Here is an 18,209-nt window from a genome sequence, read left to right as displayed (position 1 = left end):
CGTCAGGCGTCTTTGGCAGGCGCCTTTTTCTTGGCCGGAGCTTTCTTCTTTGCAGAAGGCTTTTTGGCGGCTGCCTTCTTCTTTGGCGCGGCCTTTTTGCGACCCTTTTTCTTAGCCGGTCCCTTGGCAGCGCGGGCATCTATTAGTTCGATCGCTTGCGCCGCTTCGATATCCTCCGGCTTCACGTCCTTCGGGATCGTTGCGTTGACGTTGCCGTCGGTAACATAGGGGCCATAGCGGCCCGGCATGACTTTGATCTCGCCGCCGCTTGTTGGGTGTTCGCCCAGCGTCTTGATCGGTTCTGCCTTGCCGCGCGATCCGCCTTTGCGGTTTGCAGCTTCGGCCAGCATCGTAACAGCGGCGTTCATGCCGGTGTCAAACACGTCGCGCGTGCTGGTCAGCTTGGCGTATTTGCCGTCATGGCGCAGATACGGACCATAGCGGCCAATCGCCGCCTCAATCTCATTGCCCGTTTCAGGGTGCGCACCGACAATCCGCGGCAGATCGAGCAGTTTGACCGCCCATTCCAGATCAAAATCGTCGAGGTCTTTGGGGATCGAAGCGCGTTTCTTCTTCTCGTCGACTTCCATCTCAACATAGGGGCCGAAACGTCCCGATTTGCGGTGGATTTCCGCGCCGGTTTCTGGGTGCTCACCCATCAAACCGTCCTCGGCCGGATCTTCACCATCCGCGCCCGGCTGGGCAAAGCGGCGGGTGTATTTGCACTCCGGATAATTCTGACAGGCGATAAACGCGCCGAAACGTCCGCCACGCAGGTTCAGCTTGCCGCCTTCGCGTCCCTCTTGATCACATAGCGGGCAGAAACGTGCGTCTTTACCGTCTTCACGCTCTGGAAAGAGATAGTCGGAGAGGTACTCGTCGAGCACTTCTGTGACTTCGCTCGGCAGTTTTTCCATGACCTCTTCGGTCTTGGGTTTGAAGTCTTTCCAGAACTTCGACAACAGCGTTTTGTAGTCCTCGCGGCCATCGGAGACGACGTCGAGTTCGTCCTCCATTCCGGCGGTGAATTCATAGGCGACATAGGTCGGGAAGAACCGTTCGAGGAATGCCGTGAGCAGGCGCCCACTTTCCTCTGCGAAGAAGCGGTTTTTCTCCATGCGGACATAATCGCGGTCGCGCACCGTCTGAATGGTCGACGCGTAGGTCGAAGGGCGGCCAATGCCGAGTTCTTCGAGGCGTTTGACCAGCGAGGCCTCGGAGAAACGCGGCGGCGGCTGGGTGAAGTGCTGGTTCGCCTCGACCGCGGTTTTGGCCGGCACATCGCCGTCCTTCATCGCTGGCAGCAGACCGTCTTCATCATCGTCAGACTTATCGTCAAAGCCCTCCTGATAGACCGCGAAGAAGCCGGGGAATTTCACAACCTGACCGGTCGCGCGCAATTCGTGGCTACCCGTTGCATCGCGCAAAGTTACAGTTGTTCGTTCAAGCTGAGCGGCGGACATCTGGCTGGCCATCGCGCGCTTGAAGATCAGCGAATACAGTTTCGCTTCGTCGCCCGCGCCAACTTTATCGCGGCTGAAATTGGTCGGACGGATCGCCTCGTGCGCCTCCTGAGCGTTCTTGGCTTTGGTGCTATAGAAACGCGGTTTTTCCGGGCGATACTCAGTTGCAAAACGCTCTTCAATCGCGTCGCGCGCCGCCATAATAGCCGACATATCCATCTGCACACCGTCGGTACGCATGTATGTGATCGCGCCCGCTTCATACAACGACTGCGCGAGACGCATCGTGTGGCTCGCGGAAAAGCCAAGCTTGCGCGAGGCTTCCTGCTGCATGGTCGATGTTGTGAACGGCGGGGACGGATTGCGTTTGAGCGGCTTTGTCTCGATGCCTTCAACGGTGAAGCGCCCGCTTTCAACGGCGGCCTTGGCCTCCATCGCTGCGCCCTCGCCGCCTAGCGATAGCTTTTCGAGCTTCTCGCCTTTGTACCGGACCAGACGCGCATCAAATTCAGTGCCATCGTGCTGCAGTTTCGCCAGAACTGACCAGTATTCATCGGCATTGAACGCTTCGATCTCGCGCTCACGGTCAACGATCAGACGCAAAGCAACAGATTGCACGCGGCCGGCCGATTTCGCACCGGGCAGCTTGCGCCACAGGACCGGCGAAAGGGTAAAGCCAAACAGATAATCGAGCGCGCGGCGAGCCAGATAGGCGTCGATCAAAGGCTGATCGAGCTCACGCGGCGACTTCATCGCTTCGGTCACGGCGGATTTCGTGATCGCGTTGAATGTGACCCGGTCGACTTTGGTCGGCAGGTTCTTACGCTTCCTCAAAAGCTCCTGAACATGCCAACTGATCGCTTCACCTTCGCGATCAGGGTCAGTCGCGAGGACCAAGCGGTCCGCATCCTTGGCCGCGTCGCTGATTTCTTTGAACCGCTTCTGCTTATCGCGATAAAGCTCCCAATCCATCGCGAAGTCATCATCAGGCCGCACGCTGCCATCCTTTGGCGGCAGATCGCGGACGTGGCCGTAGCTAGCAAGGACTTTGAAGTCCTTGCCCAGATATTTCTCGATAGTCTTTGCCTTGGCCGGCGATTCTACAATGACAAGCTGCATGGTGGTCTGGTCTATGTCCCTACACGTGTACGTATGCGCGAGAGTGGGGTCGGCATCCGCAAAGCGTCAAGTGGTCAATCGAAAGTTCGTATAACATCTGCTTTATGAGCGCGCCGTATAGAGCAAAGCCGAGCAATGTCAGCCACCCATTTATGCGAACACTTCCGTAAGGTCTTCCATTTCATCGGAAAGCAATCGGTATGAGGCCACAGAAAGTGCCATCATCATGATCGGTAACACATTGATCGAGACCGACAGGAAAAGCCCCGCGGCGGGTCCGCTTACAAGACTGCTCCCATCAGCAATCACCGTTTCTGTGAGGCTCGCTGCGATGATGACGCCCCAGAACACGAACAGTCCGATGGCACCGACTGCGGTGTAAGCCAATGAGAGCGACAAAGTGTTGCCATCGCTCGCTCGCCACGCGTCTCCTATCGCATCGAACAAATTGCCATCGCGTGTCGTGAGATAGGACGGCGCCATGACCCATTTCGCTCCGAGGATTATGCCCGGAATCCAAAAGATATTGAACCCAACCATCAGCGCGAGGCCAAGCAACACCGCCATCCCAAAAAGGCTGAAAACGCGGAATTGATCCGAATGATTCAATCCCGCGCGGAGCAACATTCGGCGGCACAACCAATACTGCGCGGGAAAATAGAGCAGGAAACTGAGGGTTGAAACCAGCCCCTCAACGCTGTCGATAGCAAGCAACAAACCCATGCCGGCGAATACAGCCACATAGACCGCGATTTCGCGGCTGCTTGAAGCGAGCACATCGAATGTGCCCCCAATCAACTGGCCGGTCGTAGCGGTGCGTGTCGGTACATAGGCCATTGCGAACTAACCGAAAACTTCGGCTACTTCATCGGATTTGTCCGTCGAAAGCCTCCAAGCAGCCACTGAAACTGCGACAAAAACTGCCGAATTTAGGGCATCGACCAGAGCCGCAAGGATGATCCCGGGAATTGAGGCTTGGCCGCCGAGAATGGTAGAAATTCCAGTAACAATGCCGGTCAAGATCAGCATCCCGATCACAAGAATGACCAAGAGGCCGAAAATGGACCAACCATACCTGCTGGTCCTCTCCCAACTTTCCCCGAACGTATCCATGGCAGGTATCTTACCCTCAATCACGAGCGGCAACGCAATTGCCCAACGGACAACCAAGATAACGCCGGGAACGATCAATAGGATAAGACCAAAACCAATGCCCAATGAAGCGAGAATATAGATCCCGATCCACGGCCATATTCGCCCAAAGCCCGGAGCAGACTCATACGCCATAAGCGCTGCATAGAACCAATAGGTCAGAGCGATCATAAACGCGAAAGCAGCCAAACCGATAGCAATAAGCCCCCCGCCAAGAGCGAGTATATTGGTCGTAGAGCTAAGATCGAAGATGGATGATGCTGCTCCGCCTGCGACCGCGACCCAGCCGAAAAAACCACTAACGGGCACCATCAACGCCAAAAAGATGCCGACTATCCGGCCATTCTCGGTGAGCTCGGCAACCGTCTGGTTGAGCAGGTTGGTGAGCGTAAGCTCGTTCTTCATTGTAAGTTAGTCCCTGATTTTGATAACTTATCTCTGTGCCCCGGTCAGACTGACCAGTCCACCGGCGTGCCGCTCCAACTCCCCGGTAATTTCCAGCTCGAGCAATGCCATATGGACCGCCGCCGCGCTGGCCCCTGATTGGCGGATCAATTCGTCGACGCTGATCGGCGCAGTTGACAGTAGGCCGGATATTGCGGCCTCGGCCCCGCCATCACCTGACTCAACCACGGCCAATTCGTTGTAGTCGAAATCGACACTCTCCTCAGCGACGCGGAAGGTCGATCGCGGTGCGCCGGTGAAGCTCTGAAGCAGTTCGATAACTTCTTCTGGTGATTGCACCAACACAGCGCCATCGCGGATCAGCTGATTACAGCCAAGAGATCGTGTATCGAGCGGCGAACCGGGGATTGCCATCACTTCGCGACCTGCCTCACCAGCCAATCGTGCGGTGATAAGAGTTCCTGACTTGGGCGCAGCTTCAACCACAAGAGTACCGCTGGCCAAACCGGCAATGATCCGGTTGCGGCTTGGGAAATGCCGCCCGCGCGGCTCGGTGCCTGGCGGCTGTTCCGCGATCAGCAGACCTTCATTCGCTATTCGCTCTTGCAAGTCTGTGTGCTGTGGCGGGTAAGCGATGTCGATCCCGCTCGCGATAACGCCGATGGTCCGTGGGAAAGCGCCCTCATGGCTGGCGCCATCAATCCCCCTCGCCAAGCCTGATACGACCGTGAAACCCGCTTCGGCCAAAGCCCCTGCAAACTCTCGCGCCAGTTTAACCGCCGCCGCGCTAGCATTGCGCGCGCCCACCATCGCCACGCATGGCTCAGACGCTAACGCCAGATTGCCGCGGCAGGTGATGATCGGCGGCGCGCTTTCAATCTGCGCCAGCAATTCAGGGTAGTCCGCCTGATCATGGAAAAGGTATCGTGCCCCCGCTTTGCGCACGCCGTTCACTTCCGCCTCTATTCGCTCGGCTGGCGCCGCCTTGTAGGGGGATTTTCCACGGCTTGCGAGATCGGGCAGCGCCTCGATAGCCTGAGCCGCAGTGCCGAACCGTGCGAGCAATTGCGCGTAACTTACGGGACCTATATTAGGTGAACGCAGCAACCGGATGCGGGCGAAAGCCTCTGCTTGCGACAGTGCGGGCACTGCGTCATCGCTCACTTCTTGCTGCCAACCTTCGGCTCTTCACCCTTGAGCAATCGGCCAATATTTGCGCGATGCTGAACCAGCACAATGGCCGCTATTGCGATAAGCGGGAGGGCGATAGCAGGATAGCCCATGGCCCACCCCACAAGCGGAGCGGCAACGACCGTTGTCATTGATGAAACCGAGGAGATACGGCTGAGCGCAAGGGTCGCCGCCCAGATTGCCGCGCAAACGAGCATGACGGGCCATGCCAGCGCGAGCAAAACGCCTGCGGCTGTTGCAAATCCCTTCCCGCCTTTGAATTTCAGCCAAGGGGTAAAACAGTGGCCAGCGACAGCTGCGACCGCAGCAATACCTTCGGTGCCTGGCAGGAATTGGCCCGTAAGCAGAACAGGGACAGCACCCTTTGCCGCATCGAGCAGCACCGTCGCCGCTGCCAAGCCTTTGTTTCCGGTACGAAGAACATTGGTCGCACCGATGCTGCCGCTGCCAATATCGCGCACATCGCCAAACCCAGCCGCCTTGGTCAGGATCAATCCGAACGGAACCGATCCCAGCAGGAAACCCAGCAATGCGGCGTAAATCGGTTCCATTATGGTCCTTCGTTTAGTTGCCTGGTTTCTTATTGTCGGTTCACTTTTGCCTGTGCCTAAGTAATAGACCTTGCAACGGCAAGATCACACTGGATAATTAGAGCCATTACCGATCCATCCTCTCCAATTCTGATCCTCGACACCGGCGTTGGTGGGCTCACCGTGCTGGGTGAGCTTCGCACAGTGATGCCAGATGCACCGGTAATCTTCGCTGCCGATCAGGCGGGCCTGCCTTATGGTACGAAAAGCGAAGCGGAAGTCGCTGCACGGGTATGCGGATTGCTCGGGCGCATGGCTGAACGGTACCGGCCACGGCTGATCTGCATTGCTTGCAACACCGCCAGCACGATTGCATTGGGCATGGTGCGCGATGTCCTCGAAATTCCTGTCGTCGGCACAGTGCCAGCGATTAAGCCAGCGGCGGCGCTTACCAAGACCGGAACAATCGGTCTTCTCGGCACTGAGGCCACCATTCGGCAGGCCTATGTCGACAATCTCGAATGCGAGTTCGCCGCTGGCAAGACCATGCTTCGCCACGCCGCCCCCGGATTAGTTGACCCGACCGAGGCGAAGCTGCGCGGAAAACCCGTCAACCAATCCGATATCGACGCAGCTGTTGCCGGCCTTCTCGCAAAACCCGGCGCGAGTGAGATGGACACGGTCGTGCTGGCCTGCACCCATTTCCCGCTGCTGCGCGATGAGCTCGCAATCGCTTTCGGTAAAAACGTCCAATTGATCGATGGAGCCGAGGGGATCGCGCGGCGGATAGTCTCGCTTACGCAAGGTCAGAAATTTGAACGCTCGCAGCCTGATTTCGCAGTGACCACCGGACCGCTTGACGCTTTCACTCCGCTTGCCAGCGCACTCACCCGGTATGGCATTGAAGACATTCAGAATTTTTAGCTGCGAACGGCTCGCAAAGATCGCAGTGGCAAAACCGATTACTCTTTCCTAGATAATCGCCAACAATAGGGCGCAGTTGGGGCTATAATCCGCGCTGCGATACGCCAATTCTAAGCATGAGTTCGTCACTTGAACTACGATCAGATATTCGACACCGCGATTGACCGCCTTCACGAAGAGGGCCGTTACCGAGTCTTTATCGACATCATGCGTAACAAAGGCGCGTACCCGAATGCACGCTGTTTTCACGGGCATAACGGACCAAAACCGATCACGGTTTGGTGCTCCAACGATTACCTGTGCATGGGCCAGCACGAAAAAGTGATTGGCGCGATGGAAGAGGCGTTGCACGATGTTGGTGCAGGCTCCGGCGGCACGCGCAATATCGGAGGCAACACGCACCTTCATGTCGAGCTCGAGAAAGAGCTAGCCGAATTGCACGGCAAAGACAGCGCGCTGACCTTTACCAGCGGCTATGTCTCAAACGACGCGACGCTATCCACGCTCGGCAAGCTGCTACCTGGATGCGTGATTTTCTCCGACGCGCTCAATCACGCTAGTATGATCGCGGGCATCCGCAATTCCGGCTGTGAAAAGCGCGTTTTTCGCCACAACGATATGGCGCATCTCGAACAAATGCTGGCCGCAGAAGACGCGGACGCGCCCAAAGTTATCGCTTTTGAAAGCGTCTATTCGATGGACGGCGATGTCGCCCCGATCCACGCGATTTGCGACCTCGCGGAAAAATACAACGCGCTAACCTATATCGACGAAGTCCACGCCGTTGGCATGTATGGCGAGAATGGCGGCGGCATCTCGCAGCGCGACAACGCCGCGCACCGGATCGACATTATCGAAGGCACTCTGGGCAAAGCATTCGGCGTGATGGGCGGTTATATCGCCGCCGATACCCGCGTCATCGACTGCATCCGCTCCTATGCGCCCGGTTTCATCTTCACCACATCGCTTTCGCCAGTTCTGGTCGCTGGCGTGCTCGCATCGGTCAAACACCTCAAATCCTCGAGCGTAGAGCGAAATGCTCAGCAGCAAGCCGCCGCTATGCTCAAGCTGAAATTCGCCGAAGCCGGTCTGCCTGTCATGGACAGCGTCACTCATATTGTTCCGCTGATGGTCGGCGATCCGGTCCGCGCAAAGAAAATCAGTGACATTCTGCTCGCTGAATACGGAGTCTACGTTCAACCGATCAATTTCCCTACAGTGCCCCGCGGCACAGAACGTCTGCGCTTCACCCCCGGCCCGCATCACAGCGAAGCGATGATGGACGAGTTGACAGACGCATTGGTCGAAATCTGGGACCGGCTCGAAATGGACTTGGCGAAAGCTGCCTAATCGCGCACACTCCCAGCCGGGAGAGAGCAATGGCAACCACATTTGACCGCGCAGCGCTGAACACGGGCTCGCTGGATATTCGTCCGATAACGCCAGCAATCGGTGCCGAAATCCTTGGCGTTGATATTGGCGCTGCGGATATTGGTGACGCGGTACCGCAAATCCGCGCGGCGCTGCTCAAGCATGGTGTAGTCTTTTTCCGCAATCAGGATCTGACGCAAGAACAACATATCGCCTTTGCGCGGCATTTCGGCGAGTTGGAGGTCCATCCGGCGACGCCAAAGGATCAGCCAAACCCAGAGGTTCTGCGGATTTCGCACGGCCCGAAAAGCCGCGGTAAGGAAAACTATTGGCATTCCGACGTCACTTGGCGCGAAGAGCCATCGCTAGGTTCGATCCTACTCGCCCGCGAAGTGCCAGACTGCGGAGGCGACACATGCTTTGCCAATATGCACCTCGCCTATGAGCGACTGTCCGAACAGATGATGCGTTTTTGCGAAGGGCTGACAGCGGTGCATGATATAAGCCGCGTCTTCGCCAAACGGCTCGGTAAAACACCAGAAGAGCTGCAAGAGAAATACCCGTTGATGCGTCATCCAGTGATCCGCACGCATCCGGAGACCGGTGAGCGTGTGATCTACGTCAACACCGCCTTCACCAGCCATATCGAGGGGCTTTCAAAGGACGAAAGCAAATCGCTACTCGCGCATCTATACAAGACGGCAGCGGATACCGAAATTCAATGCCGGTTCCGCTGGCAGGCAGGATCAATCGCCTTTTGGGACAACCGTACGTGCCAGCACCTTGCTGTGTCCGATTACTTTCCCGCGCGCCGAGTGATGGAGCGCGTCACCATCGCGGGGGACAAGCCCTATTTTGACGCTTGAGCCAATCGGATGCCGTAAGGGATTTTGCGCAACGCCCGCCGTAGGCTAGCTCTCCATCGAAACAGAATCAGGAGAGCATAGTGGGCGGTAACGAGAACCAGACTTTTTCAGAGGTTGTGCAAGGTCGAAAGTCGATCCGTGGCTACCTCGACAAGCCAGTCCCGCGGCAGCTGATCGAAGAAGTAGTAGGTCTTGCTATGCGGTCGCCCACTTCGATGAATACCCAGCCGTGGCATTTCCACATCATAACCGGCGAACCGCTCGACAAAATCCGCAAAGGCAACACCGAACGCATTTTGGCGGGTGAACCGGACAGCCGCGAATTTCGCATGGGCGAACCGTTTGCAGGCGTCCACCGCGAACGTCAGATCGAAGTTGCCAAACAGCTTTTTGCCGAGATGGGCATTGAACGCGAAGACAAAGATTCGCGGCAAGACTGGGTTCTGCGCGGTTTCCGCCAGTTCGATGCCCCTGTTTGCGTGATCGTCACTTATGATCGTGAGCTTGGCACCAGCGACGACACTGCGTTTGATTGCGGCGCGGCGACGACAGCATTGGTCAACGCTGCTTGGTCTCGCGGGCTCGGCTGTGTGATCAACTCACAAGGCATCATGCAAAGCCCTGTCGTCCGTAAACATGCAGGAATTCCAGACGATCAGGTGATCATGAAAGCCGTCGCGATGGGTTGGCCCGACCCTGATTTTCCGGCCAACGCGGTCTACACACCGCGCAAGGAGCTTAAGGACGCGATGCGGTTCGTCGGCTTCGATTGACGCTTCGTCGGGGTGATGCGCGCAGGCCGATTATCAACGGTTCGCCGCAACTAACACCCAAATCGCCCCTCGAAAGTCGGTTCGCACTTGTAAATTCACGTAATTGAAAGTGTCAGTGGCGATAGCGGGGCGAGTTTGAAGGAGTACACAATGAAAAAGTTTTCACTCAGGTCGCGTGGTTTGGCTGCTGCGGCTGTGGTTTCGATGGCGGCACCTGCCGCTTTGACGGCGCAAGACCAAGGCCCGGTTCGGGTTTCGGCGCAAACACAAGGTGACGTGCTGACAACTGTCACCGGTTCACCGCCTGCGGACCTGTCGGGACTTACCGAAGGTCCAGAGATCGAAGGCTTGATCTCGGCAAGAGACGGCGATCGACTGCAAGTTACATCAGCCGACGGCACAAGCACCGTTGTCACAATCGGCAGCGGCACTGTGATCAAAGCAAAAGGCGGCTTCCTTGGCCTTGGCCGGACTGCTTTGACAGAAGACGCTTTGCTAAATGGTCTGCCGGTCAGCGTGGAAACCGTTGAATGGGCTAACCGCTTGGTCGCGACCGAAGTCGGTCTGAAGAACAAGGATCTCAAAACCGCCGCGATGATCCGCAGCGGCACCAATCAGCGTTTTGAGCAACAAGGCGCTCGGATCACCGAGAACACTGTTGCAACCGAAGCTCTTCGTGGCCGTTTTGGCGATATCGATCAGTACAACGTCAAAGGCACCACCAACGTGTATTTTGACTCTGGTAAATACAACCTGTCGGCTGAATCCCGCTCAGAGCTTTGTCAGGCCGCATCACAAGCAGAAGGCATGAGCAACGCGCTTCTGCTGGTCGTAGGCTACACCGATTCAACCGGTAGCTATGAGATCAATCAGGAACTCAGTGAGAAGCGCGCTGGCCGTGTCGTCAACTTCCTTCAGCAGGAATGCAGCTGGAAACCTTACCGGATGCTCACACCAACCGGCATGGCCGCATCGGACCCTGCAGCGGACAACGACACTGCTTACGGCAAAGCACAAAACCGCCGCGTCGCGGTGAACATCCTCGTCAGCAAGAGTGCTGAAGGATTGAATTGATCCGGTCGAAATGATCGCAGATTATGGAAAGGGCGGCTCTTCGGGGCCGCCCTTTTACTTTGGGAAGCGTGGCGATTAACGCAAACTCACCACATTATCGCTGGCTTCCCGCACGCGAGTGCCATTGAACAGACTCATCATCGGCTCGTCGGTTACGACCACACACTCCGCATCGCCAAAACCGTTGAAACCGGTCTTCATCGCAGCGCCGTATGCGCCGAGCATGCCAATCTCGATATAGTCGCCTGCCTGAATATCAGCGGGAAGCGCGAATGGTCCCGCCATATAGTCCGCATCGTCGCAGGTTGGGCCGTAGAACGCGAAATCCTCCAGCCCATCGCGCAGATCATCTTCAAGCGCATTTACAGGGAAACGCCAGCCGACATGCGCAGCGTCATACAAGGCGCCATATGCACCGTCATTGATGTAAAGTTCTGACCCGCGACGCTTTTCAACCTTCACGATCATAGAACTGTATTCGGCACACAGCGCCCTGCCCGGCTCACACCACAGCTCTGCGTTGTAAGCGATCGGTAGTGCATAAAAGTGCTGCTGAATAAGCGAAAAGTAATCTTCGAGCGGCGGCGGCTCCATGTCCGGATAGATGCTTGGGAAGCCCCCGCCCACGTCGATCATGTCGATCACAACGGAAGCTTCGGCAATTGCGGCGCGAGTGCGGTCAAGCGCTTGCACAAACGCAAACGGCGTCATCGCCTGGCTACCAACATGGAAGCACACGCCAAGCCAGTCGCAATGCTGCCGAGCCTGCTGCAGCAGCTCAGGTGCTTCCGTCAGGTCACAGCCAAACTTGCTGGCAAGCGACAGCTCGGAATATTCCGACGAGACGCGAAGGCGCACGCAGAGGCGCAAATCCTGCGCTGGCTCACCGGTCTCTGGGTCACGGCAAGCATCGATGATCTTTTCCAGCTCTTCGATACTGTCGAGGCTGAACGTGTTTACACCGTGCTTGAAATAGGATTCCCTGATGGCGCTGGGCGTTTTGATAGGGTGCATGAAGCACAATACCGCATCGGGCAGGACTTCGCGCACCAGACGCACTTCCGCAATCGAGGCGACGTCATAATGCGTGACGCCTGCATCCCACAGGACCTCGATCAAATCGGGCGCAGGATTGGCCTTTACCGCATACATCACCTTGCCGGGAAACTTCCCAACAAAGAATTCAGCAGCGCGTTTGGCAGCGTGCGGACGATTTAGGATAACCGGCTCGTCTGGCTGGATGGCCCGGGCTACGGTCTTGGCGTCAGGATAAGTGTGCAATTCAAGGGACCCCCAGAAGGTTCAGCTGTTTAACCAAACGGTTTTGAGGCTGCCTTGCGGTTTAGTCCCTTGGGGCAGCGGAAGCGCGCATATATACCCTATGCGCGCTCTCGCAACTAGAAATCATTCAACGGTCAAAAGTTCCATAAATTAGAACGAAACTGCAGGACGCTGGTCCACTGTGCCTTTTTCGCTGTCATCCAGACGGTTGAAGTCGGCTTCTTCAAAACCGAGTGTACCGGCAAACAGGATCGCAGGAAATGCTTCACGAGCGGTGTTGAAGCGCGCGACAGCCGCGTTCAGCGCACGGCGCGATGCGGCCAGCTTGTCCTCGACATCAGCGAGCTCAGTCTGAAGCTCCTGAAAGTTCGTGTTCGCTTTGAGGTCAGGATAATCCTCACCCAGCGCGAGCAGGTTATCCAGCGCGATTTTCAGGCCCTTTTCATCAGATGACGACGGGTTACCTTTGGCGGCGGCGTTGCGCGCCTGAATCACGTTTTCGAGCGTGGAAGACTCATGCGTTGCATAACCCTTCACCGTTTCGACCAGATTGGGGATGAGGTCATGCCGCAGGCGCAGTTGCGCATCGATATCGGCTACACCTTGACGTACATTCTGACGAAGCCCGACCAACCTGTTGTAAATACCAATCACTAGCAGGACCAATCCGACTACGATCACTAGGATCGCGGATGTCCAGAACAGGCCAATAATATCAAACATTGTGCACCCCTCCTCATACGGGCAACTATATACTAACCCCTATTGGTTAAAAGACCGCAACTTTAGCAAGGATTTCGAGGAAAACATGCGCGCGGACATTCAAGGATTGATGGGTGGGGAACTGGGAGACTGGCTTCAGCAGCAATCTGCGATGCGCGCCGACGCTAAAGAAAGCGCCCATTCGCGTTGGACGTGGGGATCAGTGGTATTGCTTCCGCTGCTCGCCTTTATGTGGTTCGGCCCCGATTTTTCAGGTCAGATCAAATTCTTCCTCTCTGCAGGCGGCGCAATGGGAGTCGGCGCATGGGGCTACATGCCGATCAACGCCGCAAAAAAGACGATCAAGATTGGCATCAACTCCGCAATCGCACGCTCACTTGGCGTTGAATACGCTCACGAAGTCGAACCGGGCGGCGAGTTTGAAGCATGCCGGAACTATGGCTTGGTTCCCAGCTATGACCGGTCTGGCTTTGAAGATCGCTGGTTCGGCGACATTGAGGGGCACGGTTTTGAACTGTACGAAGCGCATTTGGAAGAGCGGCGCGGCTCTGGAAAAAACCGGCGCTGGGTCACTGTATTTCGCGGTGCAATCATCGCGATGGAGTTTGGACGGCCGTTCCACTCGACCACCCTGTTGCAACGCGCTGGCAAGCACAAAAAGTGGTTTGGCCTTGGCGGGCGCAAAGACAACGTGACATTCGGCGGCCATCAGCTCGACTATGTCGATCAGGTGCATCCCGATTTTGAAGACGTGTTCGAAATCTGGAGCGATGATCAGGTCGAGGCGCGCGTGCTGGTTCACCCTTCGTATGTTGAGCATCTGCTAGCCGTCGAAAAAGCCTTTCAGGGCGAGGCGGTCCGCGCACTCTTCGCACGCGGTTCTTTCGTGATCGCAATCGAGAGCAACAATCTGTTCGAAAGCGGCTCGTTGAATTCCGCTGAAGATGAAGCCCGCGTGGCAGAAGCAGCCGAACAGTTCACGGCGCTTGCAGGGCTTGCTCTAGCTATCAACCAGAACGAGCGTGGACGAGTGATCGGCAAAATGGATACATCTGCAGATCTAAACCCCGAAGGTGGGTTTGGCAGGCGCAGGCGCAGTATTCGCCGTTAACTCAAGCGGTTCCTGAAATCCTCGTATTCGAACCGTTTCACGCATTCGAGCGCATCGGTTTCGCTGTCCCACAGCCAAATGCTTGGCAGTTGCACGCCGTTGAACGTGTTGGTTTTCACCATCGAATAATGCGCCTGATCGAGGAATGCGAACCGCGCCCCAGCCTCTGCGGGAACGGGCAGGCGATAATCGCCGATCACATCCCCGGCGAGGCATGACGGCCCGCCCAAGCGGATGGGGATGCTGTCTTCATCCGTCAGCTCGCCCAGCATTGCGGGTCGATAGGGCGCCTCCAGCACATCGGGCATGTGGCATGTGGCAGAAATATCGCTGATGCCGATGGGCACTTCGTTAAAGCCGGTATCAAGCAGCGTGCCGACCAGAATGCCCGCATCCAGAGCAATCGCTTCACCCGGCTCGATAATGATCTCCGCGCCCGTATCGGCGGCGGCATCGCGCAGGAATTCGGTCAGCGCGTCGCGCTCATAATCAGCGCGGGTGATGTGGTGCCCGCCGCCCATATTGATCCACTTAAGCTGGCCAAACCACGGCTCGATTGCATCAAACACGCGGTCCCATGTCTGGCGCAGCGGCTCAAATGTTTGCTCGCACAAATTGTGGAAGTGGATGCCCTCCACGCCCTCCATGGCTTCCTCGGTCAGTTGATCGAGTGGAAAGCCAAGCCGCGAACCAGGCGCGGATGGATCATATTTCGGCACTTCGCCAGTCGCGACCATAGGGTTGATGCGCAGGCCAACAGAAACATCGCCGCCGGTGGTGGCCGCATGATCGAGGATCAGCGCGGCGCGCTTCATCTGAGCGGGCGAATTGAAAATCACATGCTCGGACAGGCGGCAAATCTCTTCCAACTCCTCCGGCTTGAACGCCGCAGAATAAGTCGCAATCTCGCCATCATAAAATTCCGAAGCCAGCCGCGCTTCCCAAAGGCCGCTGGTCGAAACCCCATCTAGATATTCGCCAAGGATATGCGCGGTCGACCACATAGAGAACGCCTTGAGCGCGGCAAACACTTTGATCGACCCGCCATCGCTCGCCGCTTCATCGCGGATGCCCGCAAGGATTTGGCAGTTCTCACGGATTTTTGCCGCATCGACGACGAATGCGGGACTCTCGACGCGCGACAGGTCAAATTGGGCGAACGCGCCCGGATCACCGGCTTTAGTTTGCATTATCGCTTCGTACCCCACGCGCCATACATTGTGTCAGCCCAGTAAAAGGCTTCCGCCGATTGCTCTTGTTCCAGCGATGCAATCAATTCATCCAAATTGAGATCATCCTCAGAAACTCCTTTGGCCGCGGCCAAACGCGCCTTCGAAGCCATCAGCATTGCCCCAATCGGATACGGACTATTTGGTGTTTGCAAGATCGCTGATGCAATTGCTCCGCTAACCTTCAAACCTGCAGCCGTTAGGAGGTGAGGAAGCTCGGGGCCCAAATTGTCGCGTGCGTTTTCAGCTGCGAGCATTTCTATCACCAGAGCTTTTGCACGCCGGTGAGCAGGCATCGCTCCGTTTGCAGGATGGTCGAAAGCAGTATCATGCTCGTGTGAAGCGAAGACCCCATCCACCTTCAAATGTTTCATCAGAGACCTAACGACTTGGACAGGTTCTGTCAGATACAGAAGTATTCGGCGACCGATCATTGCGTCGAACTCGCCAAGATCATTCGGAACGTCGCCCAAATCGATCTGACGAAATTCTATGTTAGCAAGTCCCGCTGTCTCAGCTCTCTCCCGTGCCATTTCAAGCGATTCAGGGTTTTGATCGATACCAAGAACCCGCCCTTGCGGACCAACGGTTTGGGCGAGAAGGAGGCAGACATCGCCATTCCCGCACCCATAATCAAGCACGCAATCACCCGAAGAAATCCCCGCTTTGGCGATGAGTTGTGAGGTGAATTCGCCGCCGATTGCCACTAAAAATCCACCGGCCCATCAAGCTCGGCGACTTGCCACGGCAATCCGTGTGCGTTCAGCATCTCCATAAACGGATCAGGGTCCATTTCTTCCATGTTGAACACGCCCTCACCCGACCATTCGCCGGTCACCATCATCGCGCTACCGATCATTGCCGGAACGCCAGTGGTGTAGCTTACGGCCTGATTGCCGGTCTCCTCATAAGCGGCCTCGTGGCTGCAAATGTTGTTGATGTAGAATGTCTTTTCACCTGAGCCGTCCAGTGCCTCACCGGTGGCGATGCAGCCGATATTGGTGTTGCCTTTGGTCGTCTCGCCAAGGCTTTCTGGTTTGGGCAACACTGCGGCGAGGAACTGCAGCGGAATGATTTTCTTGCCCTGATACGTGATCGGATCGATCCCAGTCATGCCGACATTCTGAAGCACGGTGAGGTGCTTGATATACTCATCGCCGAACGTCATCCAGAAACGCGCACGCTCCATTTCTGGATTGAATTTCGACAGGCTTTCCAGCTCTTCGTGATACATAAGATAGGCTTGGCGCGTGCCCACCTTTTCAAAATCAAATGGCGTTGACACCTGCATAGCGGGCGTTTCGACCCACGCGCCATTCTCCCAGTGCCGCGCGGGCGCAGTCACTTCGCGAATGTTGATTTCGGGATTAAAATTGGTCGCGAATGCCTGTCCGTGATCGCCGCCATTGCAGTCGAGAATATCGAGTGTGCGGATCGTCTTCAGCTTGTGCTTCTTGAGCCACATTGTGAACACAGATGTGACGCCGGGATCAAACCCGCTGCCCAGCAACGCCATCAGGCCCGCTTCCTTGAAACGGTCGTGATAGGCCCATTGCCAGTGATACTCGAACTTCGCCTCGTCCTTGGGCTCATAATTGGCCGTGTCGAGGTAATGCGCGCCTGCCTCCAGACACGCATCCATAATTGGTAAATCCTGATAGGGCAGCGCCAGGTTCACGACGAGGTTCGCGCCGACTTTCTTGATCAAATTGACCATCGCCGGAACTTCTTCCGCGTCGATCTCGTAAGTCGCAACCGATTGACCAGTGCGCGTCTTCACGCTTTCGGCAATCGCATCGCATTTGGACTTGGTCCGGCTGGCGAGATGGATTTCGGGGAAAATCCCGCTGTTCATCGCCATTTTGTGGACGCAGACCGAGCTAACCCCGCCTGCACCGATCACCAGAACTGTCGACATATCCGTAACCTTTCAAATTCGATTCTTGCGCGCTCCCTAGTCCAATGCGCTAAGGCCCACAAATGATCCAAGACAATATGAGAAAACCCACCGCTGATGGCGTCGCACAGGCGCTTAAGAGCATCCAATCGATCCCGCTTGCGCCAACCCCGCTCTTGCCGGTCGAGATCAACGGTGTTCGCGCGCATGTGAAATGCGAGAACCTGCAACCGATCGGCGCATTCAAGATCAGAGGCGCATGGTGGCGGCTCAACAACCTGGAAAGCGATCACGCCGTGGCCGTGTCCAGCGGCAACCATGCTCAGGGCGTGGCGTGGGCGGCAAAACGATTGGGCATGAAAGCGACCATCGTAATGCCGCGTGACGCGCCCGAGGTTAAGCTCGCCAACACGCGCGCTTTGGGCGCCGAAGTCGTGCTTTACGAGCGCCCCGGCGAAGACCGCGATGCTGTTGCAGCCAAGCTGATCGAAGAGCGTGGCGGCACGCTGGTGCACGCATTCGGTGATCCTTGGGTTATGGAGGGGCAAGGCACAGCCGGCCTCGAAGCCGCAGAGCAGCTTGGCCGCAAGCCTAGCCGTTTTGTTGTCTGCTGCGGCGGTGGCGGATTGGCCGTTGGCCTTGGCCTCGCCTGCCCCGATGCCGCGATCCATGTGGTCGAACCGGAAGGTTGGGACATGGTCGGGCAAGCGATGAGAGCGGGCGAGTTGGTGCGCGTATCCGAGACACCGCCCAAGACGATCTGCGATGCATTGCAGCCTGACGTTACCAAACAGCTCAACCTTGATATGCTAATGGGCCGCGCCGAACCGGGCGTTACCGTGACAGACAAAGACGTGCGGACCGCCCAGCGATGGGCGTTTGCGAACCTGCGCATGGTGGTGGAACCGGGCGGTGCGGCTGCCCTCGCCGCGGCACTGGCGGGGAAGGTGCCGGTTGACGAGGACACAGTGATCATGATCACCGGAGGGAATGCCGATCCGAAGCGCTTTGCGGATACAATCGCGGGCGATTAATCGGTTGCATTTGACAATCGGCTTGCGCTTTCGCAGGAGGTCAGCCGACAAAGAGAGAATAGGGGA

Annotated in this window: 17 protein-coding genes; 7 read left to right on the top strand and 10 right to left on the bottom strand. The window is 56.8% G+C overall.

The features are described 5' to 3' along the window. Positions 1-2 precede the first annotated feature (2 nt). From topA to plsY, 5 genes are all read right to left on the bottom strand, one after another. Complete coding sequence (gene topA, locus KCG46_RS09155) at positions 3-2,582, bottom strand: type I DNA topoisomerase (RefSeq protein ID WP_218404930.1); 2,580 nt, start codon at positions 2,580-2,582, stop codon at positions 3-5. Between the two features lie 150 nt (positions 2,583-2,732). After that, positions 2,733-3,419: a hypothetical protein gene (locus tag KCG46_RS09150; protein WP_218404929.1), complete on the bottom strand. Its 687-nt coding sequence runs from the start codon at positions 3,417-3,419 to the stop codon at positions 2,733-2,735. Between the two features lie 6 nt (positions 3,420-3,425). Further along, positions 3,426-4,139: a glycerophosphoryl diester phosphodiesterase membrane domain-containing protein gene (locus tag KCG46_RS09145; protein ID WP_218404928.1), complete on the bottom strand. Its 714-nt coding sequence runs from the start codon at positions 4,137-4,139 to the stop codon at positions 3,426-3,428. A gap of 27 nt (positions 4,140-4,166) precedes the next feature. Next, positions 4,167-5,303: a DNA-processing protein DprA gene (gene dprA, locus KCG46_RS09140; RefSeq protein WP_369410183.1), complete on the bottom strand. Its 1,137-nt coding sequence runs from the start codon at positions 5,301-5,303 to the stop codon at positions 4,167-4,169. Next, positions 5,300-5,881: a glycerol-3-phosphate 1-O-acyltransferase PlsY gene (gene plsY, locus KCG46_RS09135; protein WP_218404927.1), complete on the bottom strand. Its 582-nt coding sequence runs from the start codon at positions 5,879-5,881 to the stop codon at positions 5,300-5,302. Before plsY ends, dprA begins: the two co-directional genes overlap by 4 nt. A 93-nt stretch (positions 5,882-5,974) precedes the next feature. On the opposite strand from plsY, the gene murI reads away from it, so the two are divergent. The 5 genes from murI to KCG46_RS09110 all read left to right on the top strand — a co-directional run bounded on the left by murI (position 5,975) and on the right by KCG46_RS09110 (position 10,868). Then, positions 5,975-6,784, top strand: a complete 810-nt coding sequence (murI, locus tag KCG46_RS09130) for a glutamate racemase (RefSeq protein WP_369410202.1) — start codon at positions 5,975-5,977, stop codon at positions 6,782-6,784. Between the two features lie 129 nt (positions 6,785-6,913). Next, positions 6,914-8,134, top strand: coding sequence for a 5-aminolevulinate synthase (gene hemA / locus KCG46_RS09125; RefSeq protein ID WP_218404926.1), 1,221 nt, complete (start codon positions 6,914-6,916; stop codon positions 8,132-8,134). 29 nt (positions 8,135-8,163) lie between these two features. Further along, a complete protein-coding gene (locus KCG46_RS09120) occupies positions 8,164-9,021 on the top strand; it encodes a TauD/TfdA dioxygenase family protein (protein WP_218404925.1) in 858 nt (285 codons plus the stop codon). 80 nt (positions 9,022-9,101) lie between these two features. Next, positions 9,102-9,794 carry a nitroreductase gene (locus tag KCG46_RS09115; RefSeq protein WP_218404924.1) on the top strand — a complete coding sequence of 231 codons (693 nt, stop codon included), beginning with the start codon at positions 9,102-9,104 and terminating at the stop codon, positions 9,792-9,794. Positions 9,795-9,944: 150 nt separating this feature from the next. Beyond that, a complete protein-coding gene (locus KCG46_RS09110) occupies positions 9,945-10,868 on the top strand; it encodes an OmpA family protein (protein WP_218404923.1) in 924 nt (307 codons plus the stop codon). A gap of 75 nt (positions 10,869-10,943) precedes the next feature. Here the strand turns inward: KCG46_RS09110 and KCG46_RS09105 are convergent, their stop codons facing one another. Next, positions 10,944-12,149, bottom strand: coding sequence for a type III PLP-dependent enzyme (locus tag KCG46_RS09105; RefSeq protein WP_218404922.1), 1,206 nt, complete (start codon positions 12,147-12,149; stop codon positions 10,944-10,946). Between the two features lie 150 nt (positions 12,150-12,299). Further along, positions 12,300-12,872 (bottom strand): LemA family protein, encoded by a 573-nt coding sequence (locus tag KCG46_RS09100; protein WP_218404921.1) that lies wholly within the window; start codon positions 12,870-12,872, stop codon positions 12,300-12,302. 85 nt (positions 12,873-12,957) lie between these two features. Between KCG46_RS09100 and KCG46_RS09095 the strand changes: the two genes are divergently transcribed. Next, the gene (locus KCG46_RS09095; RefSeq protein WP_218404920.1) at positions 12,958-13,983 is read left to right on the top strand and encodes a DUF3137 domain-containing protein; all 1,026 of its coding nucleotides are present in this window, start codon (positions 12,958-12,960) and stop codon (positions 13,981-13,983) included. Here the strand turns inward: KCG46_RS09095 and KCG46_RS09090 are convergent. From KCG46_RS09090 to KCG46_RS09080, 3 genes are read right to left on the bottom strand one after another with little or no spacing between them, the layout of a single operon-like run. Continuing rightward, the gene (locus KCG46_RS09090) at positions 13,980-15,173 is read right to left on the bottom strand and encodes a carboxynorspermidine decarboxylase (protein ID WP_218404919.1); all 1,194 of its coding nucleotides are present in this window, start codon (positions 15,171-15,173) and stop codon (positions 13,980-13,982) included. The two genes, KCG46_RS09095 and KCG46_RS09090, sit on opposite strands and share 4 nt — an antisense overlap. Then, positions 15,173-15,919 (bottom strand): methyltransferase domain-containing protein, encoded by a 747-nt coding sequence (locus KCG46_RS09085; protein WP_218404918.1) that lies wholly within the window; start codon positions 15,917-15,919, stop codon positions 15,173-15,175. Before KCG46_RS09085 ends, KCG46_RS09090 begins: the two co-directional genes overlap by 1 nt. Next, positions 15,919-17,130, bottom strand: coding sequence for a saccharopine dehydrogenase family protein (locus KCG46_RS09080; protein WP_218404917.1), 1,212 nt, complete (start codon positions 17,128-17,130; stop codon positions 15,919-15,921). Before KCG46_RS09080 ends, KCG46_RS09085 begins: the two co-directional genes overlap by 1 nt. Positions 17,131-17,207: 77 nt before the next feature. On the opposite strand from KCG46_RS09080, the gene KCG46_RS09075 reads away from it, so the two are divergent. Beyond that, positions 17,208-18,143, top strand: a complete 936-nt coding sequence (locus KCG46_RS09075; RefSeq protein WP_255551848.1) for a threonine ammonia-lyase — start codon at positions 17,208-17,210, stop codon at positions 18,141-18,143. The last annotated feature ends 66 nt before the right edge of the window (positions 18,144-18,209 follow it).

The organism is Erythrobacter crassostreae (assembly GCF_019204045.1).
Classification (GTDB): Bacteria; Pseudomonadota; Alphaproteobacteria; order Sphingomonadales; family Sphingomonadaceae; genus Erythrobacter; species Erythrobacter crassostreae.
The sequence above is the reverse complement of the archived record's forward strand: the minus strand, read 5'-3'. Positions and strand labels throughout refer to the sequence as shown.

Bases quoted from the DNA above. Each gene is read 5' to 3' on its own strand.
- topA (WP_218404930.1), bottom strand. From the start codon at position 2,582: ATGCAGCTTGTCATTGTAGAATCGCCGGCCAAGGCAAAGACTATCGAG.
- KCG46_RS09150 (WP_218404929.1), bottom strand. From the start codon at position 3,419: ATGGCCTATGTACCGACACGCACCGCTACGACCGGCCAGTTGATTGGG.
- KCG46_RS09145 (WP_218404928.1), bottom strand. From the start codon at position 4,139: ATGAAGAACGAGCTTACGCTCACCAACCTGCTCAACCAGACGGTTGCC.
- plsY (WP_218404927.1), bottom strand. From the start codon at position 5,881: ATGGAACCGATTTACGCCGCATTGCTGGGTTTCCTGCTGGGATCGGTT.
- KCG46_RS09120 (WP_218404925.1), top strand. From the start codon at position 8,164: ATGGCAACCACATTTGACCGCGCAGCGCTGAACACGGGCTCGCTGGAT.
- KCG46_RS09110 (WP_218404923.1), top strand. From the start codon at position 9,945: ATGAAAAAGTTTTCACTCAGGTCGCGTGGTTTGGCTGCTGCGGCTGTG.
- KCG46_RS09100 (WP_218404921.1), bottom strand. From the start codon at position 12,872: ATGTTTGATATTATTGGCCTGTTCTGGACATCCGCGATCCTAGTGATC.
- KCG46_RS09095 (WP_218404920.1), top strand. From the start codon at position 12,958: ATGCGCGCGGACATTCAAGGATTGATGGGTGGGGAACTGGGAGACTGG.
- KCG46_RS09090 (WP_218404919.1), bottom strand. From the start codon at position 15,173: ATGCAAACTAAAGCCGGTGATCCGGGCGCGTTCGCCCAATTTGACCTG.
- KCG46_RS09080 (WP_218404917.1), bottom strand. From the start codon at position 17,130: ATGTCGACAGTTCTGGTGATCGGTGCAGGCGGGGTTAGCTCGGTCTGC.
- KCG46_RS09075 (WP_255551848.1), top strand. From the start codon at position 17,208: ATGAGAAAACCCACCGCTGATGGCGTCGCACAGGCGCTTAAGAGCATC.